Here is a 21065-nt window from a genome sequence, read left to right on the forward strand (position 1 = left end):
GGGGAACTCCTACTCGTAGGTGACGGTGACCTCGTCGGTCAGTGGCAGGGACTGGCACGCCAGCACGATGCCTTCGGCGATGTCGTCGCCGTCGAGGACCTCGTTGTTCAGCATCTTGACCTCCCCGGAGGTGATCCGGCAGGCACACGCGCTGCACTGGCCCTCGCGGCACGAGTACGGCGCGTCGAAACCCTTTTCCAGCAACAGGTCCAGCAGTTTCGTCCGGCGCGGCCAGTCGAGGTTCCTGGTCTCGCCGTCGAGGGTGACTTCGACCTTCGCCGGGGCCTCGGACTCTTCGACGGCGACCGGTTCGGCCACCTCGAACGGGTTCCCGCCGAGGGACAGGAACCGCTCCAGGTGGATCCGTTTGCGTGGCAGCCCGAGGTCCTTGAGCACCGTGCGCGCGGCGTCCATGAACGGGCCGGGGCCGCAGATGAACGCCTCGTGCGCGGTGTACGGCGTCACCAGCGCGCGAAGGTGCGCCTCGGTCGGCAGCCCTTGCAGGCTCTCCAGCCAATGCGTCACGACCAGCCTGTCCGCGTGCTTCGCGGCGAGGTCCGCGAGCTCCCGCGCGAAGATCACCGACCCTTCGTCGCGGTTGGCGTAGAGCAGCACCACCTTGCCGGTTCCGTGCTCCAGCGCGGACTTCAGGATCGACATCACCGGCGTGATGCCGCTGCCGCCCGCGAGCAGCAGGAAGTCCTCGTCGAGCGACGCGGGGCTGAACACCCCGGACGGCGGCAGGACCTGGACCTCCTGGCCCGCCCGGAGGTTGTCGCAGAGCCAGTTCGACCCGTAGCCGTCGGCGGTGCGTTTGACGGTGACCTGGACCCGGTTCTCGTGCGGCGCGCTGGAGAGCGAATAGCAGCGGGCCACGGAGCCGGTCCGCTCGCTCGGCACCCGGACAGTGAGGAACTGCCCTGGTGCGTAAGCGAAAACGGCAGCGTGCTCGGCCGGGATCTCGAACACGATCGAGCGTGCGTCGGCCGTCTCGGTGATCACCTCGGCCACGGTCACGGTCACGGGACCGCTCATCCGGGTACCTCCAGCAAGCCGTCCTTCAAGGCGATCTCGATGCTCTCGCTGAGATTGCCGCAGGTGTCGAGCAACGCCGTCTGCGCCCCGGATGCCTTCTGCTCCGCGAACACCGGGCAGCTGCGGGACGCGTCACTCGTCCACTGGATGCTGGTGTGCTGCATGCTGTTCTTCTTGACCAGCACACACGTCCCGCACGCGCGGCAGCTCAGCGGCCGTAGCCCGGCGGTGAGGAACTCGGCGGTCTCGGGCTTCACACCCCGGCCTCTTCCGCCTGCTGCCTCGCCAGGTTGTCGGCCACCTCCGCCGCCCAGACCTCGTTGGCGCGGCTGGTGTCCACTTCGAACTCGAACCGCCGCGTCATGTCCTCGGTGACGTCGGCGGCGTCCACGTAGAACTGGTCGTACCAGCGGCGCAGCTGGTAGACCGGGCCGTCCTCCTCGCACAGCAACGGGTTGTCGATCCGCGTCTTGTTGCGCCAGATCTCCACGTCCTGCAGGAAGCCGACGCCGATGCCCTTGGCGAACTTGCCGGCGATCTTGTCCGCGTGCTCGTCCGAGACGCCCTCGAACTTCTTCACGCTCACGCCCCACTGCAGCACGAACGAGTTCTCGGTGACCGGGTAGTGGCAGTTGATCAGCACGTTCTCGATCTCGAAACCCTGGTACGTGTTGAGCAGCTTGTTGATCATGTACGAGGGTCCGAAGTACGACGCCTCCGACCGCAGCAGGTTCTCCTCGCCGCCGTAGTTGGACGCCATCCCCTTGTCCGGACGGCCCTTCGTGTTCAGGTACTGCGTGGCGATATGCCCTTCGAACACGTTCTTGAAGTAGGTCGGGAAGGCGTAGTGGATGTAGAAGAAGTGCGCCATGTCGACCATGTTGTCGATGATCTCGCGGCAGTTGGAGCCCTCGATCAGCACCGAGTCCCAGGTCCAGTTGCTCCACTCGCCGGTGAACACGCCCTCGATCCGCGGGATGACGACGTCCTCGGGCGGCGGGTTGCCCTCCGCGTCGTGCCAGACGAACAGCTGCTTGTTCTCTTCCAGCACCTGCCACGTCTTGGTCCGCGCGCGCAGCGGAACCCGCTTGGCGTAGGGGATCGAGACGCATTTGCCGTTGCCGTTCCAGCGCCAGTCGTGGAACGGGCAGGCGATCTCGTCGCCCTTGACCTCGCCCTGGGTGAGGTCGCCGCCCATGTGGCGGCAGTACCCGTCGAGCACGTTCAGCTTGCCGGACGAATCGGCGAAGACCACCAGCTTCGTCCCGAACGCCGTGATGGCGTGCGGCTTCCCGTCCCGGAACGTCTCGGCGAGGCCGAGACAGTGCCAGCCGCGCGCGAACCGCGAAGGGAGCGCGCCCGCGTCGATCTGCCGTACGGATTCCGTCGTCATCGGCTGCCTCCCGCTTTGGTGTGATCTTGCTTCGCGAGGTGCTCGGCCGCAAGGTAGCCGAACACCATCGCCGGGCCGATCGTCGCGCCGGGGCCCGCGTAGGTGCGGCCCATCACCGCCGCGCTCGTGTTGCCCGCCGCGTAGAGTCCGTCGATCACCGAACCGTCTTCGCGCAGGACACGCGCGTGCGGATCGATCCTCAACCCGCCCTTGGTGCCCAGGTCGCCGGGCACGATCTTCACCGCGTAGTACGGCGCGACGTCCAGCGGGCCCAGGCTCGGATTGGGCTTGTTCCGAGGGTCGCCGTAGTAGTGGTCGTACGCGCTGCGCCCGCGGTGGAAGTCCTCGTCCACGCCGCTCTTCGCGAAGCCGTTGAACCGCCGCACGGTGTTCTCCAGCGCTTCGGCCGGGACCTCGATCCGCTCGGCGAGTTTCGCGATCGTGCTCGCTTTGACCGCGATGCCCGCTTTGAACCAGCGGCCGGGCAGCGGCTGGCGCGGGCCGAGGCCGGTGAACATGTACCGGTTGCGGTTGCGCTGGTCGAACACCAGCCAGGTCGGGATGTTCTCGCCGGGGCCGTCACCGTCGCCGTACATCGCGTGCACGGCCTCGACGTAGGGCGCGGACTCGTTGACGAAGCGTTCGCCCCGCGTGTTGACCATCAGGCAGCCCGGCCGTGACCGCTCGGCGAGCGCGAACCACGGGCCGCCGGTCAGCGGGATGGACGGACCCCACCAGGCGTCGTCCATCAGGTCGACGGCCGCGCCGAGTTTGAGCCCGGCGTCGATGGCGTCGCCGGTGTTGGCTTCGGCGCCGACCGTCCATTCGGTGCCGATGGGCGCCCGCTGGTACTTGACCCGCATCTCTTCGTTGCGCTCGAACCCGCCCGCGCCGAGGACGACGCCGAGCCGGGCGCGGATCAGCTTCTCCTCGCCCTCGTGGCGGACGACGACGCCGACCACGCGGTCGCCTTCGACCTTCAGGTCCACGAGCGGCGTGTCCAGCCAGACCGGGACGTTCGCCCGTCGCAGACCCTCGCGCAGCCCGGCCGCAAGCGCTTGCCCCATGGAAAGGAGCCGCTGACGGCGGATCCGGCCGACGAGCCAGCGTCCGCCGAGACCGAGGACGCGGAGGATGCCGCGGGGATGCCGGGCGAGCAGGCTCAGCCACCGGTAGTCCGCCTGGGTGATCGGGACGCCCAGCGGGGGAGCACTGTACGGCGGCTCCAGATTCGCCAGTTCCGGTCCGAGCAGGTTGCCGTCGAACGCGGCCGGTTCGACCGACCGTCCGCCGGGCCGGCCGCCGGGGGCTTCCGGGTGGTAGTCCGAGTAGCCGCGGACCCAGCGGAAGCGCAACGGTGTCTTGTCGCAGACGAAGGACAGGACTTCGGGACCGCGGTCGAGGAAGGCAGACCGGAGTTCGGCCGGGACGACGTCACCGACGATCGACTCCAGGTATTCGTGCGCCCGCTCCGGGGGTTCGGAGATCCCGGCGGTACGCAGCGCGTGGTTGCCCGGGATCCAGACGCCGCCGCCGGATCGCGCGGTCGAGCCACCGAAACGCGCGGCCTTCTCCACGACCAGGACGTCGAGTCCCCGATGGGCCGCGGACAGTGCGGCGGTCATCCCGGCGGCACCACTGCCCGCCACGATCACGTCGTAGTCCATACGCCCCTCACCTGAAACACGTTGTAGGAAGCATGTAGCAGCATTCGCGCTGCTCCAGTCACCATAGACGAGAACGTGTTCTAGTTCTAGGGTGGGGTCATGGACTCCCTCATCGCGGATGTGGTGATCGTGGGCTTCGGGGCGGCCGGCGCCTGTGCGGCGATCGAGGCCGCCGACGCCGGAGCCAGGGTGCTCGTGCTGGACCGGTTCTCCGGCGGTGGCGCGAGCGCCGTCAGCGGAGGTGTCGTCTACGCCGGTGGCGGGACGGCGCACCAACGGGACGCGGGCGTCGACGACAGCGTCGACGCGATGTACGACTACCTGCGGCTCGAGGTCGGCGACGTCGTCTCCGAGGAGACCCTGCGGCGGTTCTGCGCGGGGAGCACGGAGATGATCTCCTGGCTGGAGGGCAACGGCGTGCCCTTCGAGGGCAGTCTTTGTCCTTATAAGACGTCGTATCCGAGCGACAAGCACTATCTGTACTACTCGGGCAGTGAGGCGGCGGGCGGCTTCCGTGACACGGCCAAGCCGGCGCCGCGCGGGCATCGGGTCAAAGGCCCCGGGACCTCCGGAAAGCTGCTGATGAAACGCCTGGCAGAGGCCGTGCGGAGTCGCGGGATCCAGGTGCTGCCGCAGACCACCGCCCGAAATCTGATCGTGGACGCCGGTGGGACCGTGACCGGTGTCGTCGTGTCCACCCTGCGGGACGCGCCCGCGCGTGTGCGGGCGGCGCATCGGAAGCTGGCCGCGTACGCCGCGAAGCCGGGGATCTACGTGCCGTCGCTGCGGAAGTCGCTGCATCGGCGGGTGGAGCGGATCGAACGCCGCTACGGCCGTGAGCTGCGGATATCCGCCTCGCGCGGGGTCGTCCTCGCGGCGGGCGGGTTCATCGCGAACCGCGAGATGGTGCGCGAGCACGCGCCCGCGTATCGCGGCGGCCTCGCGCTCGGGACCTCCGCCGACGACGGGTCCGGGATCCGGATGGGGGTCGAGGCGGGCGGGGCCACCGCGGAACTCGGGCGGATCTCCGCCTGGCGCTTCATCACCCCGCCGTCGGCGTTCCTCGGCGGCTTGCTCGTGAGCAAGTCGGGCGGCCGGATCATCGACGAATCCCGGTACGGCGCGGCCGTCGGCGAACGCATGATCGCCGAGCACGAAGGACGCGGCTGGCTGCTGGTCGACGACGCCATCGTCCGTGAGGTGCGCCGTGACGCGCGGAAGCAAAGTCAGTGGTTCCAAGGACTTCAGGTGCGCTACCTGCTGCGGCAACGCGTCGTCGCGGGCTCGCTCGAAGACGTCGCGCGCAAGGCGGGTGTGGACCCAGTGGGGCTGGCCGCCAGCGTCGAAGCCGCACGTTCCGGCGCGGATCCGATGGGCAAACCCCCGGAATTCGCGCGCCCGCTGGACCGGGCGCCGTACTCGCTGATCGACGTCTCGATCAAACCGAACCTCGGCTATCCGTGCCCGATGCTGACGCTGGGCGGCCTGGTCGTGGACGAGGAGACCGGCGCCGTCCGTTCCGGTTCCGGTGCCCCGATCCGCGGTCTGTACGCGGCGGGCCGGACCGCGGTGGGAATCTGTTCTAGGTCCTATGTGAGCGGCCTGTCGCTGGCCGACTGCGTGTTTTCCGGCCGCCGTGCGGGAGCGCACAGTGCGCTCGACCGGGGATCGGTCGACAAGAACGAGAACGTGTTCTAGTCTTGAATCCGGTTCACGGAGTATGGCGAGAGAGGGAACGCATATGAGCGAGCACGCCGCGCAGGACGTGATCGCGGGGATCCGGGAGCTGCTGCCGGTCCTGCGGGAACGGGCGCAGGAGGCGGAGGACGCCAGGCGCGTTCCCGAGGAATCCGTCAAGGCCCTGCAGGAGACCGGTTTCTTCAAACTGCTGCAGCCGAAGACGTTCGGTGGTCTCGAAGCCGACCCGGTCAGCTTCTACACCGCGGTCAAACTCATCGCGAGCGCCTGCGGTTCCACGGGCTGGGTCGCCTCCATCCTCGGCGTCCACCCGTGGCACCTCGGCCTGTTCGAAGCGCAGGCGCAGCAGGACGTCTGGGGCGACGACGTCGACGTCCGCGTCTCCTCGTCGTACGCGCCGATGGGCAAGGCGGACGTCGTCGACGGCGGCTACCGGCTCAGCGGGCGCTGGAGCTTCTCCTCCGGCTGCGACCACGCGACCTGGGTACTGCTGGGCGGACCGGTGTTCTCCGGCGGCAAGCCCGTCGACTTCTGCACCTACCTGGTGCCGATCTCCGACTACACGATCGAAGACGTCTGGGACACCGTGGGCCTGCGCGGCACCGGGTCCAATGACATCATCGTGAACGACGTCTTCGTCCCGAAACACCGCGCGCTCAGCTTCATCGCGACGTCGAAGTGCAAGACGCCCGGGCAGGAGATCAATCCCGGTCCGCTGTACAAACTGCCGTACGGTTCGGTGCATCCGAGCACGATCACCGCGCCCATCATCGGGATGGCGCAGGGCGCCTACGACGCGCACGTCGAGCATCAGGGCAAGCGGGTCCGCGCGGCGTACGCGGGCGAGCAGTCCAAAGAGGACCCCTTCGCCAAGGTGCGGATCGCCGAGGCGGCGAGCGAGATCGACGCGGCCTGGCTCCAGCTGACGCACAACATCGACGAGCTGTACCAGCTGGCGTGCAAGGGGGAGAAGCTGCCGTTCCCCACGCGGCTGCGCGTCCGCCGCGACCAGGTCCGCGGCACGGAGCGCGCGATCTTCGCGATCGACAGGCTCTTCGAGAACTCCGGCGGCCGCGCCTTGAAGGCCGGCACTCCGATCCAGCGTTTCTGGCGCGACGCCCACGCCGGGCGGGTGCACGCGGCGAACGACGCCGAGCGCGCGTACGTCATGTTCGGAACCGGCGCCTTCGGGCTGCCCGTCGAGAATGCGATGGTCTGATGACCGAAGGCAAGTACGCCACCGTCCAAGGTGGATTGAAGCTGCACTACCATGAAGCGGGTACGGAACATCCGGAGACGGTGATCCTCCTGCACGGTGGCGGCCCCGGCGCGTCGGCGTGGAGCAACTTCGGCCGCAACCTGCCGGTGTTCGGCAAGAACTACCGGACGCTGGCCATCGACCAGCCCGGGTTCGGCCGCTCGGACAAACCGACCGAGCATCCGCAGTACTTCCGGCACAGCGCGGACGCGGTCGTCGGGCTGATGGACGAACTCGGCATCGAGCGCGCGCACTTCGTCGGCAACTCGCTCGGCGGCGGGACGTCCGTACGGCTCGCGCTCAATCATCCGAAACGCGCCGGACGTCTGGTCCTGATGGGGCCGGGTGGGCTGAGCATCAACCTGTTCGCACCCGATCCGACCGAGGGCATCAAGAACCTGGGCCGGTTCAGTGCCCCGCCGGGGCCGAGCCGGGAAAAGCTCGAAGCCTTCCTGCGGGTCATGGTGCACGACCAGTCCTTGATCACCGACGAACTGATCGACGAGCGGTTCGCCGTCGCGAGCGCGCCCGAGTCCCTCGCCGCGATGAAGGCGATGGGCAAGTCGTTCGCCCAGCCCGAAACCTACGAAGAGGGCATGCTCTGGCGTGAGGCGCACCGCCTGCGCCAGCGGGTGTTGCTCATCTGGGGCCGGGAGGACCGGGTCAACCCGCTCGACGGCGCGCTGCTCGCGCTCAAGACGATCCCGCGTGCCCAGCTGCACGTGTTCGGCGGCTGCGGCCACTGGGCGCAGCTGGAGAAGTTCGACGAGTTCAACCGGCTGGCACTCGACTTCCTGGGAGCCTCCTGATGGGTATCCGTTCACTCGCCTACCTCCGCATCGAAGCCACCGACATGGCCGCGTGGCGCGAATACGGGCTGAAGGTCCTCGGCATGGTCGAGGGCTCCGGCACGAACCCCGAAGCGCTCTATCTGCGCATGGACGACTTCCCGGCCCGGCTGGTGGTCTTCCCCGGGGAGCACGACAGGCTCGCCGTGGCGGGCTGGGAGGTCGCCACCGCCGGCGAACTCGACGAGATCCGCGACTCGCTCGACGCGCACTCGGTGCCGTACAAGGAAGGAACGCCGGATCAGCTGGCCGATCGCCGGGTCGACGGCCTGGTGTCCTTCGAGGACCCTTCCGGCAACACGCTCGAAGTCTTTCACGGCGTCGCGCTGCAACATCGGCGCGTGGTGAGCCCGTACGGCCACAGGTTCGTGACCGGCGAGCAAGGGCTCGGGCACGTCGTACTGTCCACCCACGACGACGACGCGTCCCTGCGGTTCTATCGTGACGTGCTCGGGTTCCGGCTGCGGGACTCGATGAAACTGCCGCCCCAGATGGTCGGCAGGCCCGCCGACGGCGCGCCCGCGTGGCTGCGGTTCTTCGGCTGCAACCCGCGTCACCACAGTCTCGCGTTCCTGCCGATGCCGACTCCGAGCGGCATCGTGCATCTCATGGTCGAAGTGGAGAACACCGACGACGTCGGTCTCTGTCTCGACCGGGCCATCCGCCGGAAGGTGCCGATGTCGGCCACCCTCGGGCGGCACGTCAACGATCTGATGCTCTCGTTCTACATGAAGACCCCCGGTGGCTTCGACGTCGAATACGGCTGCGAGGGACGCCAAGTGGACGACGAGAGCTGGATCGCCCGAGAGAGTACGGCGGTTTCGTTGTGGGGACACGACTTTTCAGTCGGCGCCCGCCCGCAGGGTCAGTCGTGAACCCGGTGACGGACGTCGAATCGGAGATCGACGCGGCGCGGTTCCGCTCGGTGCTCGGGCATTTCTGCACCGGTGTCGCCGTGGTGACCGGGCACGACGGCGAGGCGCCGGTGGGCTTCGCGTGCCAGTCGTTCGCGGCCCTCTCCCTGGATCCGCCGCTGGTGCTTTTCTGCCCTGCCAAGACTTCCCGGACGTGGGGGGTGCTCGCCGAGTCCGGCCGGTTCGCCGTCAACGTGCTCGCCGAGCACCAGCAGGACGTCAGCGCGGTGTTCGGCGCCCGGGGCGCGGACAAGTTCGCGTCGGTCGACTGGGCGCCCGCTCCGTCCGGATCTCCTTTGCTGGCAGGGGCTTTGACGTGGATCGACTGCACGCTCGAAGCCGTGCACGAGGCGGGTGACCATTACGTCGTCGTCGGCAGGGTGACCGCGCTCGGGGAGCCGTCCGACGATCGGCCGCTGTTGTTCCACCGCGGCCGGTACACGGTGACCGAACCGGTGACGGACGCGCTCGCCGCGCTGATGCCGTGGCCGCGTCCGGACGATTGGTTATAACCGTATAAACGAAAAAATGTAAAGCTGTCCTTTCCCGGTGCTTCCGCTTAGCGTTTTCGGCGGAAGCTCACCAAGGAATGGGGACAGCAACGTGAATTCTCGCAGACTGGCCGGAATGGGGTTGGCCGCCGCCGTCGTCACGGTCTTGGCAGGCGTGACGCCGGCGCAGGCCGCCGAGGGCGCGATCGTGGGCGCCGGTGCGGAGGGCGCCCTCGCCGACAGCTACATCGTCGTGCTCAAGGACGGATCCACCGCGGACAAGCCTTCGCTGGCGGGCAAGTTCGGCGGCACGATCGGGCGGCAGTACACGCAGGGTCTCAGCGGTTTCTCCGTGGCGCTGGGGGAGCGGCAGGCCAGGCGTCTCGCGGCCGACCCGGCGGTCGCCTTCGTGGAGCAGAACAAGGTGCTGCACGCCGAAGCGACGCAGACGAATCCGCCGTCCTGGGGGCTCGACCGCATCGATCAGCGGAACCTTCCGCTGGACAACAAGTACAATTATTCGACGACCGCTTCGAATGTGAACGTGTACGTTCTCGACACCGGGATCCGCGCCACGCACACCGATTTCGGTGGCCGGGTGAAGCAGGGTTACGATTTCGTGGACAATGACACGAACGCGGACGACGGTTACGGCCACGGCACGCACGTCGCGGCCACCATCGCCGGCGCGAAGTACGGTGTCGCCAAGGGCGCTTCGCTGTACCCGGTGCGCGTCCTCGGCTCCGATGGCAGCGGCACGACCGCGGGCGTGATCTCCGGCGTCAACTGGATCACCCAGAACGCCAAGAAGCCCGCCGTGGCCAACGCCAGCCTCGGTGGCGGCGCGTCGACCGCGCTGGACACCGCGGTGCGGAACTCGATCAAGGCGGGGGTCACCTGGACGGTCGCGGCCGGTAATTCGAACGTGAACGCCGCCAACACGTCGCCCGCCCGGGTCACCGAAGCGCTGACGGTCGCCGCGGCGGATCGCACCGACCGCCGCGCTTCCTTCTCCAACTACGGCTCCGTCGTCGACCTGTTCGCGCCGGGCGTCTCGATCACCTCGGCCTGGAAGGACAACGACACCGCGACCTACACCGGTGACGGCACCTCGTTCGCCGCTCCGCACGTCGCCGGTGCCGCCGCGCTGTACCTGTCTTCGCACACCGGCGCCACCGCGGCGCAGGTGGCCCAGGCGCTGATCAGCGCTTCGACTCCGGGGCTGGTCACCAACCCCGGTAGCGGTAGCCCGAACCGCACGCTCTACGTGGGATAGGTTCCCTCGGTGGTGGCTCGGTCCCGGCGTCGCGCCGGGACCGAGCTTTTCCGTCCGCGTGGCCGAGGCGGTCCGAGGAGCGAGCTCAAAGCCAACGGCGGCAAGGACAACAGCTGTTCGAGCTCGGCGAGCGCCCGGAGGGATTCCGGGCGTTCGGGTCTGCGTCTGCCCGATTGCCAATGGCTCAGCGTCGGCACACTGATGGAGACTCCGCGCAGTTCGAGGCGATGGCGGATCCGGTCCAGCGGCAGCCCGCTGGCCGTGATCGCCGCGCGCAGGGCTCGCGGGAACGGTTCTGCATGCAGGGTGGCGCCGGGGAAGATCTTCGAAGGCGTCATGCACTGAAAGTAAGAAGCCGTATCTGGAGTGTCAACGACGTCCGGCGGCCGTCTCAGCCGGTGAACTCTCCGAAAGTCGGATCGGCTCACCCGCTTCGTGCAGACTGCGCAACGCGAGCCGATACGACTCGACGAGCCCCGTCTCGTGATACGGGACGCCGATCTCCGCGCAGTATCCTTGGACGATGGGCCGGGCGCGGCGAAGATGCGGCGACGGCATGCTCGGGAAGAGATGGTGCTCGATCTGGTAGTTGAGCCCGCCGAGCGCGACGTCGACGATCCGGCCACCGCGGACGTTGCGGGACGTGAGCACCTGCTTGCGCAGGAAGTCGAGTTCGGTGTCGCCGGACAGGATCGGCATGCCCTTGTGGTTGGGCGCGAAGATCGATCCCATGTAGACACCCCACAGTGCTTTGTGGACGATGAAGAACACGAGCGCCTTGCCAGGGGACAGGACGACGAACAACGCGCTGAAGTAGAGCGCGAAATGCGCCAGCAGCAAGGCCGCTTCGAGCCCGCGTCGCCGGAGGCCCGGCTTCGAGACCGCGCGGATGCCGGAGAAGTGCAGGTTCAGGCCTTCGAGGGTGAGCAACGGGAAGAACAGGAACGCCTGATAGCGGCCGATGAACCGCGGAAGCCCCTTGCTGGCCTTCGCCTGCTCCTTCGACCACACGAGGATGTCCGGGTCGACGTCGGGATCGAGGTCCTCGTGGTTCGGGTTCGCGTGGTGGCGGGTGTGCTTGTCCATCCACCAGCCGTAACTCATGCCGACACCGAGATTGCCCGCGATCCGGCCCGCGACCTCGCTCGGGCGGCGGGTCCGGAACACCTGGCGATGCGCGAGATCGTGCGACAGCAGGGCGATCTGGCCGAACATCACCGCCTGGAACACGGCGATCGCCAGCTGCCACCACGAGTCCCCGATCGCGAAGAAGGCGATCCAGCCGGAGACGAAGAGGGTGGCGACCAGGCCGATGCGGAAGACGTAGTAGCCGGGACGGCGGTCGAGGAGGCCCGCTTCGCTGACGCGGCGGGACAGACGGGCGAAATCGCTGCCTGTGCGGAGGTTTGCGGTCACCGTGGTGAGTCTGGTTCGGGGGCGGGGCGGGGTGAATGCGGTGGGCCGGTGGGTTGATGCGGGGGCTGGCCCTACCTTGCCCTCTACCGCGCTTGAGGTTTTACCGTCTCCGTATGAGAAGCGACAAAGGGAGGCATGACATGTCCGACGTCGAACTGGCCGGACAGCCCGCCGCGTATTGGACCGGTGTCGCCTACGAGGCGCTCATCGCGTACACGCGGGCCCGACAGGCCGAAAAGGGCTATACCCAGCCTCAGTTCTGGCTGCTGCGAAACCTGTCGGCGAACGACATCTCGCCCGACGGCCAGGGAATGACCTTGGCCGAACTGGGAGCCGCGATGGTCTCCTACATCCGTCCCGAGGACGATCTGGCCGCGGAGGCCGAAGTGCTCCTGGAGCGTGGCTGGCTGACTCGGGACACCGCGAACCGGCTGTGGCTCACCGAGGAGGGAGAGCAGGCCCGTGTCGATCTCGCGCGCAACGCCCCTGCGATCCGAGCCGTCCTCCATGAAGGCATCGACGATGCGGACTACGTGACAACGGTGAAGGTGCTTCAGCGGCTGATCCGCAATGCGGGTGGAACGGGCGTTTAGCTGGACTGGGCTCAAAGGGTCAGTGCATCACCGACAGTACCTCCCCAAGGGAGCCGACCTATCCGGGTATTCGCAGGACGAGCTTGATGCCATCGCCGACGAACTCAACGACCGGCCGCGGCAGACGTTGGAATGGCTTAATCCGATCGAAGCGTTCGGCAAAGTGTTGCACCGACTAGAGGCCGTGTGCTCACGTTGAAACCACCTGCCCTCGTTCATGGCAATCGAACGCGTGTTCGAGTACGATCATGGACATGACCACCTCTCTTGTTTTTAATCCGAAAGCCGCTCGCCTTCTCGATACCGCCCACGACGAAGAGATTCTGCTTCGGCAGGCGCAGGGTCGTCAGGTGCGGTCCATAGCCGAGTTCGCCGCCGTGGGTGGCTCGCGAAGATCGGTGGCCGAGGAGCTCGCCTTGTGCTTCTCGGTCTCTCGCAATCAAGCCTTTCTGCTGGTCGAAACGTCCTGTGCGCTCGTGGCGCGCCTGCCGAACACGTTGGCGGCGCTGGAGAAGGGTGACATCGATCTGTACAAGGCGTCGAAGGTCAGTCAGCTGACCCGCGAGGTCTCGGACGAGGTCGCCGCGCAGGTGGACGCGTTCATGGCCAAACGGCTCGCCGATCGTGATGCCAGGGCGATCGGTAGATCGGTGAGCGGCGCGGTGCAGAAGTTCGACCGGGAGGGCTACAAGGCGCGGGCGGAAAAGAAACGCGCGCGGCGGCACGTTTCGTTGGAACACGAAGACGAGACCATGTCGACTCTCTCCGGTCTTCTGCCTGCCGAGGTGGCCAGCTCGATTTACGCGTCCATGAACCGCGCCGCGCAGGCGCGCCGGGCGCAAGACAAATCCCGGACCCTGGATCAGCATCGTGCGGACGTGTTCGCCGAACGACTACTGGCCGAGGACGGTCACGGAAAGCCTCGCGCGCACATCCATGTCTACGTGGATCTGCTGACGCTGGCCGGAGCGCGCGACGATCCCGCGACCCTGGCCGGGTACGGGCCCATCCCGGACTGGCTCGTCCGCGAGATCGCCTCCGATCCCGGCTCGACCTGGTCACGGCTGATCACCGACCCCGCCACCGGGCAGATTCTGGAGGCCGGTGCCGAGAAGTACCGGTCTCCGGCGTCGCTGGCTCGGTTGATCAAGGCGCGGGATCGGGAATGCACTCATCCCGGCTGCCACCGACCGGCCGAGTTCTCCGAAATCGACCACATCGTCACCTGGGCTCGCCACGGCCGGACCGACCACCACAACTGTCACGCGGCCTGCAAGATCCACAATCTGCTCAAGGAAGAACCCGGCTGGTCCGCTGCGCCGACCGGCAACGGCGGCATGACAATCACCACCCCCACCGGTCGCACCTACGACGCGACGCCCGAGCCGCTCCACGACCCGCGGCTGGAACCGGAGGACGACACCCCGCCGTTCTGACCGGCACGAACGTCCTCACCGCTGGCAGGATGCGCGCCATCGGGTGGCTTGGAACCCGCGTGCCGGCGCGGTCGTGAGGTGTCGTGTTCTGCCGATGCCATGGGTCAGGACATCGTGAACAGGACACCGTTCCCTCCGAAAGCTGTGGCGAGGGCACTGAGGGGATCCGCTCGCCGTGCCCCCCCGCCTCTCGCCAGCACCGTCCGCTTCGGGCGTGGTGAGGGCGGAGACGGTGCTGGCCTGACGCGAACGGTCCTCTGCCCCCCCCGCTAAGACCCCGCAGCAGCCCGCGCCGCGTCGAAAGGAGCCCGATCGAACACGATCCGCAATTCCACGATCTTCCCCTCCCGCACGGTCAGCATCTCCGCCCCGGGAGCGCTCGCCACCGGCAGGGTCGCCGTGTCGTACATCAGCAGCGCCGTCGTCTCGTCCCCGAACGCCGCGAGCAGGGTCGACCCGGTCAGGATCTCGGTGAACGGGCCCATGAACCCGCGAAACGCCTCCGCGCCGGAAAGCGGCCCGCCGGGTGTGTGGCAGGCGATGTCGTCGGCGACGTAGGTCATCGCCTTCTCGAAGTCCTTGCCGGTCCACGCCTGGTGGTAGGCGAGCGCGACGTCCAAAGCCGGACTGGTCATGATGGTTCCTTTCGTCGATCTTCACCCCGTCAGACACCACCCCGGCCGGAAACGGAACGGTGCGCGGTGAAAAAGGTCGTGACAGGATCGGCCCGTGAGCACCAGGACGACGGACGAGCGGAGCTTTCGCGAGCTCACCGACACCTACCGGCACGAGCTGCACCTGCACTGTTACCGCATCCTGGGGTCGCTCACCGACGCCGAGGACGCCGTCCAGGAGACGCTCCTGGCCGCGTGGCGAGGCCTCGACGGCTTCGAGGGCCGCTCGTCGCTCCGCACCTGGCTGTACCGCATCGCCACCAACCGCTGCCTCAACGCACTGCGGGACGCGGGCCGCCGCCGGCCACCGGAGCCGGTGCCGCCGTTCGACCCGCCGGAGCCCAGCCGCCGCGGTGAGATGACCTGGTTGCAGCCGTACCCGGAGGAGCTCCTCGAGCGCGTCGCCGACAGCGAACCCGGCCCCGAAGCGCGCTATACCGCCCGGGAGGCGATCGAACTCGCCTTCGTCACCGGCCTCCAGCTCCTCCCGCCGAGACAGGCCGCCGCGCTCGTCCTGCGGGACGTCCTGTGCTTCCCCGCCGGGGAGGTCGCGGACCTGCTCGGCACCACCGAAACGGCGGTCAAAGGCATCCTCCAGCGTGCCCGCGCCTCGCTCGACAAGCATCGCGACGGCGCCGGGCACCGGCCCTCACCCCAGGAACGCGAGCTGACCAAACGGTTCGCCGACGCCTTCACGGCGGGCGACCTCGACGGCGTCCTAGGCCTGCTCACCGACGACGCCTGGCTCGCCATGCCCCCGGCGCCGCACGAGTACCACGGCCGCGAAGCGATCGCGGGCTTCCTGCGCGTCACCATGGCCGTTCCGGTCCCCGAGGGGTTCACCATGGCGCCGACGCGGGCGAACAACCAGCCCGCGTTCCAGTGCCGCCACGGCGAGACGCCCGCCGGGTTGATGGTCCTCACCCTCGACGGCGACCGGATCCGCGCCGTCACCCGGTTTCTGGAGTAAGCCGCGGCCGCACCCGTCCCAGATGCTCACCAGGCGACCCGAACAGCTGCGCCGCCCCATGCGCCCGCTTGAAATAGCGGTGCGCCGGATGCTCCCAGGTGATGGCGATCCCGCCGTGCAGCTGGATCATCTCGCCCGCCACCGTCGCCAGCGCCTCCGAGCAACGCACCTTCGCCACCGCGGCCAGCCTGCTCGACTCCGGAGCCGCGTAGGCCGCCGAACGCGAGGTTTCCACCAGCACGTGGAGATCCGCCATCCGATGCTTCAGCGCCTGGAAGCCGCCGATCGGCCTGCCGAACTGGTGGCGTTGCTTGGTGTACTCCACCGTCAGCTCGAAAGCGCGCGCCGCCGCACCGGCCTGTTCGGCGGCCAGGACGGCGCAGGCGACGTCACGCAGCGCGCCGAGGTCCACCGGACCGAGCAGCCGCGCGGGGGAACCGTTGAAGGTCACGCGGGCCAGCCGCCGCGTTTCGTCCATCGCCGGAGTCCGAACACGGTGCGCGTCGGTGATCTCGTACAGCGAGCCGTCCGCCACCACCAGGAGGATCTCGGCTTCGTCGCCGTGGAGGACGTAGTGCGCCTCGCCCGTCACGGCGGAGTCGGCGACACGGCAGGCCGGCACGTCCCAACGCCCGTCCGCGTCCGTCCAGGCCACCGCGCCGACGACACCTTCGGCGAGCCGGGGGAGCAGGCGTTCGCAGGCCTCGTCGTTCCCGGTGGCCAGAATCGCGTGCACGGCGAGCACGGCCGAGCCGAGGAACGGGACATCGGCGAGGACCCGGCCCAGTTCCTCGGCGACGACCTGCAGTTCCGCGGTCCCGGCGCCGAGCCCGCCGAACCGTTCGGGAACGGCCAGCGCGGCCACTCCGATCTGCTCGCACAGTTCCGGCCAGGGATCCGCTTCCCGGTCCAGCAGTTTCCGGACGCTGTCCCGCAGCGCGTCCTGCTCGGCCGTGAACGTCATGACAGCACCCGTCCCCGGTGGAACCGCGGCGTGCCCCAGGCGCCGACCAGCGCGCGGACCCTGGTCAGCCGCAGGCCGAGCGCGTGTTCCGCGGTGTAGCCGATCGCGCCGTGCACCTGCAGCCCGGTCCGGGCGGCGAGATGCGCGGCGTCGCCGCACGCCACCTTGGCGGCCGAGACGTCGCGAGGATCCAGGGTGACGGCGGCGCCGAGCAGCAACGGCTCGGCCAGCGCGAGCGCGGTCGCGACGTCAGCGAGCAGATGTTTGACCGCCTGGTACCCGCCGATCTCCCGCCCGTACTGCTTGCGTTGCGCGGCGTACGCGACGGACGTGTCGAGCAGCCACCGGCCCGCGCCGAGGAGATGCGCCGCGGTGGCCAGACAGCCCAGCTCGAACGCGCGGTCCGCGTCGAGCGCGGTGCCGAGGTCGTCTCCCGCCACCGTCGGGAACAGCCGCCGCGAACCGTCTACAGAGGACAAAAGAGCGCCGGGAGTGAACGCGCGCAGCCTGCCGTTCTCGACGGCGAGACGCGCGTCGGCGACATCGGAATCCAAGGCGTACGGCACCTGCGGTGCGAACGCGACCGAAGCCAGCGTCTCACCGGTCGCGACCGAGGTCAGCAGTTCGTCGTCCAGCAGGGACGGCAGGACGGCCACGGTGTCGGTCCACGGACCGGGAACGCAGTGGTAACCGAGCCGTTCGAAGCCGACGGCCAGATCGACCGGGGTCGCCCCGAGCCCGTCGTACTTCTCGGGGACGGCCAGCGCGGTGACCCCGAGTTTCGCCAGCCGTCGCCAGATCTTGAGACCGGGGCCGTGATCGCCCGTCGCCCAGGACCGGTTGGCCGAGCCTGTGTCCAGATCGGACAGCAGATCGTGCAGACTGCGGGAGAACTGCTCCTGCTCACCGGAAAGCGCGAACCTCATCGGGCCCCCTTCGGCAGGCCGAGCAGTCGTTCGGCGACGATGGACCGCTGGATCTGGTCGGTCCCGCCGTAGATCGGGCCCGCCAGGGAGAACAGCCAACCGTCGCTCCAGCGGCCCCGCAGTTCGGCGTCGGGGCCGAGGACGTCGAGCGCGGTCTCGTGCAGCTCGACGTCGAGGTGTGACCAGAACAGCTTGTTGACACTCGATTCCGGTCCGAGCTCGGCGCCGTCCGCGAGCCGGGTGACCGTGCCGAGGGTGTACAGCTGATACGCCCGCGCGCCGATCCACGCGTCGGCGACCCGGTCGGCGGTGTGCGCGGGACGCCCGGCGTCGTTCCAGAGCGAGACCAGCCTGCCGGCCGCGGCGAGGAACCGGCCGGGACTGCGCAAGGACAGTCCGCGCTCGTTGTTCGCCGTGGTCATCGCGACCCGCCAGCCCTCGCCCGGCGCGCCGATCACGTCCTCGTCGGGGACGAAGACGTCGTCGAAGAAGATCTCCGCGAACCCCGGTTCGCCGTCCAGCTGGGGGATCGGCCGGACGGTGACACCCGCGGAGCGCAGATCCACCATCAGATAGGTGAGGCCCTTGTGCCGCACCGACTCCGGATCGCTGCGGAACAGGCCGAACGCCCGATCGGCGAACGTCGCCCGCGAACTCCAGGTCTTCTGGCCGCTGACCCGCCAGCCGCCGTCGCAGCGGGTCGCGGTGCTCCGGAGCGCGGCGATGTCGCTGCCCGCTTCGGGTTCCGACCAGGCCTGCGCCCAGACCTCTTCCGAGCGCGCCATTTTCGGCAGGATCCGGCGCTGCTGGTCCTCCGTGCCATGGGAGAACAGCGTGGGCGCGAGCATGAAGATGCCGTTCTGGTTGACCCGCAGCGGCGCTCCCGCCGCGTAGTACTCCTCCTCGAACAGCACCCATTCCAGGAGGCTCGCGTCCCGCCCGCCGAACTCTCGCGGCCACGAGACGACCGACCAGCGGGCGTCGGTCAACCGGGATTCCCAGTCGCGGTGCTGCGCGAATCCTTCGGCGGTGTCGAACGACTTGAGCGGCTCGGCGGGGACGTTCGCGGCGAGCCAGGAGCGGGCCTCGTCGCGGAAGGCGAGCGTGCGCTCGTCGAGATCGAGATCCATCACGAGGTCCTGTTCGCGTCTCGCATCGAGCGCGCGTCCTGCCCGCCCAGCGAGTCACCGCCGGACAGCTCGGCGTTGTGCGCGTGCGCGAAGTGGTGCAGCCCGAACACGGAGTCCATTCCGGACCGCATCCCCATCAGGTCTTCGGCCTGGTTGACGGCCTTCTTGGCGAGCGCGAGCCCCATCCGCGGCATCACCGCGATCTTCTCCGCCAGCGCCATGGTCTCGGTTTCGAGGTCGGCGCGCGGGACGACGCGGTTCAGCATGCCCCACTCCTTGGCCTGCTGCGCCGTGAAGCGCTCACCGGTGAACAGCACCTCCTTGGCCGCGCGCGGGCCGAGGACCCAGGGGTGCGCGAAGTACTCGACGCCGGGAATCCCCATGCGTACCACGGGATCGGCGAAGAACGCGTCGTCGGAGGCGACGATCATGTCGCACACCCACGCCAGCATCAGCGCGCCCGCGATGCACGCGCCCTGCACACTCGCGATGGTCGGCTTCGGGATCTCGCGCCACCGGCGGCACATGCCGAGGTAGACCTCCGACTCGCGCGCGAACCGCTGGTCACCGCCCTCGGTGCCGACGTGGTCCCACCACAGCACCGCCTTGCGCTCGAAGGAGACGTCCACGTCGCGTTCCGGCGTACCGATGTCGTGCCCGGCGGAGAAATGTTTGCCCGCCCCGGCCAGCACGATCACCTTGACCTCGGGATCGTCGACGGCGCGGCTGAACGCGGCGTCGAGCGCGTAGGTCATCGCCGAGTTCTGCGCGTTCCGGTACTCCGGCCGGTTCATCGTGACGACGGCCACCGGCCCGCGTCGCTCGTACTCGACGGTCATCCGTTCTCCTCCCGCAACACGCGTTTCAGCACCTTCCCCGACAGGTTTCGCGGAAGCTCCGCGACGAAGTCGACAAAGCGAGGAATCTTGTAGTTGGCCAATTCGGCCTTGCACCACGCCAGCACGTCCTCTGTGGACAGTCCGGCTCCCGGTCGCGGCCGGACGAAGGCCTTGCCGACCTCGCCGAGCCGGTCGTCCGGCACGCCGACGACCGCGGACTCCGCGACACCGTCCAGCCTGCTCAGCACCTGCTCGATCTCGGCCGGGTAGACGTTGAACCCGCCGCAGACGTACATGTCCTTGATCCGGTCGACGATCTTCAGGTAGCCGCGCTCGTTCAGCACGCCGACATCGCCGGTGTGCAACCATCCGTCGGCGTCGACGGCCTTCGCGGTGGCCTCCGGATCGTCGAGATAGCCGAGCATCACGTTCGGCCCGCGCAGCAGGACCTCGTCGTGCTCGCCGAGCTTCACCTCGAAGCCCGCCGTCGCGCGGCCGGAGTAGTTCGCCACCAGTTTCGCGTCGTCACCGGGCCGCGACATCGTCGCCACGACGGCTTCGGTGAGCCCGTAGGCGGTGAGCACGGTGTCGAAACTGAGTTCCGTCTGCATGCGCTCGACGAGCGTGACCGGAACCGTGGCGGCCCCGGTCACGGCGAGCCGCAGGCTGGACAGATCGTGGTCCGCGCGTTCGGGCGCGTCCAGCAGCACCTGGTGGATCGTCGGGGCGCCGGGCAGGACCGTGACGCGCTCGGTTTCGATGAGCCGCAAGGTTTCCCGCACGTCGAAGGTGCGCTGCGGCAGGATCGCCGCCCCGCGCAGGATGGCCGCGACGATTCCCGCCTTGTACCCGAAGCTGTGGAAGAACGGGTTGATCACGAGGTAGCGGTCTCGCTCGGTGAGTTCCCCGCAGTCCGCCCAGGCGTCGGCGACGCTCAGCGTCTGCCGGTGACTGCTCATCGCGCCCTTGCTGCGGCCCGTGGTCCCGGAGGTGAACAGGATGTCACTGACGTCGCCGGGCTCCACCCGGCCGGCGAAATCACTGTCGAGACCGTCGAGCGCGGCCCATTCGGTGACGCCTTCCACCGGCTTTTCGCTGCCCTCGACGGGGATCCGCAGCACCGTGCGGGGGCGCGAGGAGCCGAGGTCCGCCAATCGGTTCGTGCCGAGGAAGGTGCCGGTGATCACTAGTGCGGAAACCTGCGCGCGTTCGAGGACGTCGATGGTCTCGCGGGCGGTGAACCGGGTGTTGACCGGGATCAGCGTCGCGCCGGCGTACAGCGCGCCGAGTCCGGCGACGACCCAGTGCCAGGTGTTGGGGGAGCAGATCGCGACTCGCTCGTGGCCTTCGAAGAACCGCGCCGCCTGCCGCACCCGCCGCGCGAGTTCGGCATAGGTGAACCGGACTTCGCCGTCGACGAGTGCTTCTCGTCCGGCGAACCGTTCCGCGGCCTGGTCGAGCGCCGCCGGGATGGTCCCCTTCGACATCGAGCCTCCCTAGCAAGTGCTTGGTAGGGTAGCCTACGCAGCAGGCTCTG

21 protein-coding genes and 1 pseudogene are annotated in these 21065 nt (G+C 68.6%); 10 read left to right on the forward strand and 12 right to left on the reverse strand.

Translation table 11 applies throughout. From position 1 onward, the window contains the following. Window positions 1-9: 9 nt before the first annotated feature. Genes AB0N89_RS13900 through kstD form a run of 4 tightly spaced genes read right to left on the reverse strand, consistent with a single transcriptional unit; the run spans window position 10 to window position 4095 of the window. Window positions 10-1035 carry a ferredoxin--NADP reductase gene (locus tag AB0N89_RS13900; protein WP_364204304.1) on the reverse strand — a complete coding sequence of 342 codons (1026 nt, stop codon included), beginning with the start codon at window positions 1033-1035 and terminating at the stop codon, window positions 10-12. Further along, window positions 1032-1292: a hypothetical protein gene (locus AB0N89_RS13905; protein ID WP_364204306.1), complete on the reverse strand. Its 261-nt coding sequence runs from the start codon at window positions 1290-1292 to the stop codon at window positions 1032-1034. The genes AB0N89_RS13900 and AB0N89_RS13905 overlap by 4 nt, the downstream gene beginning before the upstream one ends. Further along, window positions 1289-2428 (reverse strand): Rieske 2Fe-2S domain-containing protein, encoded by a 1140-nt coding sequence (locus AB0N89_RS13910; RefSeq protein ID WP_364204308.1) that lies wholly within the window; start codon window positions 2426-2428, stop codon window positions 1289-1291. The genes AB0N89_RS13905 and AB0N89_RS13910 overlap by 4 nt, the downstream gene beginning before the upstream one ends. After that, window positions 2425-4095, reverse strand: coding sequence for a 3-oxosteroid 1-dehydrogenase (gene kstD / locus AB0N89_RS13915; RefSeq protein ID WP_364204310.1), 1671 nt, complete (start codon window positions 4093-4095; stop codon window positions 2425-2427). Before kstD ends, AB0N89_RS13910 begins: the two co-directional genes overlap by 4 nt. Before the next feature lie 99 nt (window positions 4096-4194). Here kstD and AB0N89_RS13920 point away from each other — a divergent pair, with 99 nt between their 5' ends. From AB0N89_RS13920 to AB0N89_RS13945, 6 genes are all read left to right on the forward strand, one after another. Then, window positions 4195-5793, forward strand: coding sequence for an FAD-binding protein (locus AB0N89_RS13920; protein ID WP_364204312.1), 1599 nt, complete (start codon window positions 4195-4197; stop codon window positions 5791-5793). Between the two features lie 43 nt (window positions 5794-5836). Further along, a complete protein-coding gene (hsaA, locus tag AB0N89_RS13925) occupies window positions 5837-7012 on the forward strand; it encodes a 3-hydroxy-9,10-secoandrosta-1,3,5(10)-triene-9,17-dione monooxygenase oxygenase subunit (RefSeq protein WP_364204314.1) in 1176 nt (391 codons plus the stop codon). Next, window positions 7012-7860, forward strand: coding sequence for a 4,5:9,10-diseco-3-hydroxy-5,9,17-trioxoandrosta-1(10),2-diene-4-oate hydrolase (gene hsaD, locus AB0N89_RS13930; protein WP_364204316.1), 849 nt, complete (start codon window positions 7012-7014; stop codon window positions 7858-7860). Before hsaA ends, hsaD begins: the two co-directional genes overlap by 1 nt. Then, window positions 7860-8774: an iron-dependent extradiol dioxygenase HsaC gene (gene hsaC, locus AB0N89_RS13935; protein WP_364204318.1), complete on the forward strand. Its 915-nt coding sequence runs from the start codon at window positions 7860-7862 to the stop codon at window positions 8772-8774. Before hsaD ends, hsaC begins: the two co-directional genes overlap by 1 nt. Then, entirely contained in the window at window positions 8771-9325 is a 555-nt protein-coding gene (hsaB, locus tag AB0N89_RS13940) for a 3-hydroxy-9,10-secoandrosta-1,3,5(10)-triene-9,17-dione monooxygenase reductase subunit (protein ID WP_364204320.1), read from the forward strand. Before hsaC ends, hsaB begins: the two co-directional genes overlap by 4 nt. Before the next feature lie 121 nt (window positions 9326-9446). After that, on the forward strand, window positions 9447-10580 hold the full coding sequence (locus AB0N89_RS13945; protein ID WP_364204385.1) for a S8 family peptidase: 1134 nt from the start codon (window positions 9447-9449) through the stop codon (window positions 10578-10580). Here AB0N89_RS13945 and AB0N89_RS13950 read toward each other — a convergent pair. Next, window positions 10568-10918, reverse strand: coding sequence for a transcriptional regulator (locus AB0N89_RS13950; protein ID WP_364204321.1), 351 nt, complete (start codon window positions 10916-10918; stop codon window positions 10568-10570). The genes AB0N89_RS13945 and AB0N89_RS13950 overlap by 13 nt on opposite strands. A 31-nt stretch (window positions 10919-10949) precedes the next feature. Beyond that, a complete protein-coding gene (locus tag AB0N89_RS13955; RefSeq protein ID WP_364204323.1) occupies window positions 10950-11996 on the reverse strand; it encodes an acyl-CoA desaturase in 1047 nt (348 codons plus the stop codon). Window positions 11997-12136: 140 nt separating this feature from the next. On the opposite strand from AB0N89_RS13955, the gene AB0N89_RS13960 reads away from it, so the two are divergent. From AB0N89_RS13960 to AB0N89_RS13970, 3 genes and pseudogenes are all read left to right on the forward strand, one after another. Further along, window positions 12137-12589: a MarR family winged helix-turn-helix transcriptional regulator gene (locus AB0N89_RS13960; RefSeq protein WP_364204325.1), complete on the forward strand. Its 453-nt coding sequence runs from the start codon at window positions 12137-12139 to the stop codon at window positions 12587-12589. Between the two features lie 31 nt (window positions 12590-12620). After that, a pseudogene (locus tag AB0N89_RS13965) lies at window positions 12621-12788 on the forward strand (IS30 family transposase); the annotation flags it as partial. A 199-nt stretch (window positions 12789-12987) separates the two neighbouring features. Further along, window positions 12988-14025, forward strand: a complete 1038-nt coding sequence (locus AB0N89_RS13970) for a DUF222 domain-containing protein (RefSeq protein WP_364204387.1) — start codon at window positions 12988-12990, stop codon at window positions 14023-14025. Between the two features lie 269 nt (window positions 14026-14294). Here AB0N89_RS13970 and AB0N89_RS13975 read toward each other — a convergent pair whose 3' ends face one another. Beyond that, the gene (locus AB0N89_RS13975) at window positions 14295-14660 is read right to left on the reverse strand and encodes a nuclear transport factor 2 family protein (RefSeq protein ID WP_364204327.1); all 366 of its coding nucleotides are present in this window, start codon (window positions 14658-14660) and stop codon (window positions 14295-14297) included. Window positions 14661-14754: 94 nt separating this feature from the next. Between AB0N89_RS13975 and AB0N89_RS13980 the strand changes: the two genes are divergently transcribed. Continuing rightward, a complete protein-coding gene (locus AB0N89_RS13980) occupies window positions 14755-15669 on the forward strand; it encodes an RNA polymerase subunit sigma-70 (RefSeq protein ID WP_364204329.1) in 915 nt (304 codons plus the stop codon). Here AB0N89_RS13980 and AB0N89_RS13985 read toward each other — a convergent pair. From AB0N89_RS13985 to AB0N89_RS14005, 5 genes are read right to left on the reverse strand one after another with little or no spacing between them, the layout of a single operon-like run. Beyond that, window positions 15650-16633: an acyl-CoA dehydrogenase family protein gene (locus AB0N89_RS13985; protein WP_364204331.1), complete on the reverse strand. Its 984-nt coding sequence runs from the start codon at window positions 16631-16633 to the stop codon at window positions 15650-15652. The genes AB0N89_RS13980 and AB0N89_RS13985 overlap by 20 nt on opposite strands. After that, window positions 16630-17559, reverse strand: a complete 930-nt coding sequence (locus tag AB0N89_RS13990) for an acyl-CoA dehydrogenase family protein (protein WP_364204333.1) — start codon at window positions 17557-17559, stop codon at window positions 16630-16632. The genes AB0N89_RS13985 and AB0N89_RS13990 overlap by 4 nt, the downstream gene beginning before the upstream one ends. Beyond that, the gene (locus AB0N89_RS13995; RefSeq protein ID WP_364204334.1) at window positions 17556-18689 is read right to left on the reverse strand and encodes an acyl-CoA dehydrogenase family protein; all 1134 of its coding nucleotides are present in this window, start codon (window positions 18687-18689) and stop codon (window positions 17556-17558) included. Before AB0N89_RS13995 ends, AB0N89_RS13990 begins: the two co-directional genes overlap by 4 nt. Continuing rightward, window positions 18689-19528: an enoyl-CoA hydratase gene (locus AB0N89_RS14000; RefSeq protein ID WP_364204336.1), complete on the reverse strand. Its 840-nt coding sequence runs from the start codon at window positions 19526-19528 to the stop codon at window positions 18689-18691. Before AB0N89_RS14000 ends, AB0N89_RS13995 begins: the two co-directional genes overlap by 1 nt. Then, window positions 19525-21015 carry a FadD3 family acyl-CoA ligase gene (locus AB0N89_RS14005; protein ID WP_364204338.1) on the reverse strand — a complete coding sequence of 497 codons (1491 nt, stop codon included), beginning with the start codon at window positions 21013-21015 and terminating at the stop codon, window positions 19525-19527. Before AB0N89_RS14005 ends, AB0N89_RS14000 begins: the two co-directional genes overlap by 4 nt. Window positions 21016-21065: the final 50 nt, after the last annotated feature.

Origin of the sequence: Amycolatopsis sp. NPDC089917, from assembly GCF_040684635.1 — a bacterium.
GTDB lineage: Bacteria > Actinomycetota > Actinomycetes > Mycobacteriales > Pseudonocardiaceae > Amycolatopsis.

Excerpts from the sequence above, each read along its gene's own strand:
- AB0N89_RS13900 (WP_364204304.1), bottom strand. The coding sequence starts at position 1,035 with ATGAGCGGTCCCGTGACCGTGACCGTGGCCGAGGTGATCACCGAGACG.
- AB0N89_RS13910 (WP_364204308.1), bottom strand. The coding sequence starts at position 2,428 with ATGACGACGGAATCCGTACGGCAGATCGACGCGGGCGCGCTCCCTTCG.
- kstD (WP_364204310.1), bottom strand. The coding sequence starts at position 4,095 with ATGGACTACGACGTGATCGTGGCGGGCAGTGGTGCCGCCGGGATGACC.
- AB0N89_RS13920 (WP_364204312.1), top strand. The coding sequence starts at position 4,195 with ATGGACTCCCTCATCGCGGATGTGGTGATCGTGGGCTTCGGGGCGGCC.
- hsaA (WP_364204314.1), top strand. The coding sequence starts at position 5,837 with ATGAGCGAGCACGCCGCGCAGGACGTGATCGCGGGGATCCGGGAGCTG.
- hsaD (WP_364204316.1), top strand. The coding sequence starts at position 7,012 with ATGACCGAAGGCAAGTACGCCACCGTCCAAGGTGGATTGAAGCTGCAC.
- hsaC (WP_364204318.1), top strand. The coding sequence starts at position 7,860 with ATGGGTATCCGTTCACTCGCCTACCTCCGCATCGAAGCCACCGACATG.
- AB0N89_RS13950 (WP_364204321.1), bottom strand. The coding sequence starts at position 10,918 with ATGACGCCTTCGAAGATCTTCCCCGGCGCCACCCTGCATGCAGAACCG.
- AB0N89_RS13960 (WP_364204325.1), top strand. The coding sequence starts at position 12,137 with ATGTCCGACGTCGAACTGGCCGGACAGCCCGCCGCGTATTGGACCGGT.
- AB0N89_RS13975 (WP_364204327.1), bottom strand. The coding sequence starts at position 14,660 with ATGACCAGTCCGGCTTTGGACGTCGCGCTCGCCTACCACCAGGCGTGG.
- AB0N89_RS13985 (WP_364204331.1), bottom strand. The coding sequence starts at position 16,633 with ATGACGTTCACGGCCGAGCAGGACGCGCTGCGGGACAGCGTCCGGAAA.
- AB0N89_RS13990 (WP_364204333.1), bottom strand. The coding sequence starts at position 17,559 with ATGAGGTTCGCGCTTTCCGGTGAGCAGGAGCAGTTCTCCCGCAGTCTG.
- AB0N89_RS13995 (WP_364204334.1), bottom strand. The coding sequence starts at position 18,689 with ATGGATCTCGATCTCGACGAGCGCACGCTCGCCTTCCGCGACGAGGCC.
- AB0N89_RS14000 (WP_364204336.1), bottom strand. The coding sequence starts at position 19,528 with ATGACCGTCGAGTACGAGCGACGCGGGCCGGTGGCCGTCGTCACGATG.
- AB0N89_RS14005 (WP_364204338.1), bottom strand. The coding sequence starts at position 21,015 with ATGTCGAAGGGGACCATCCCGGCGGCGCTCGACCAGGCCGCGGAACGG.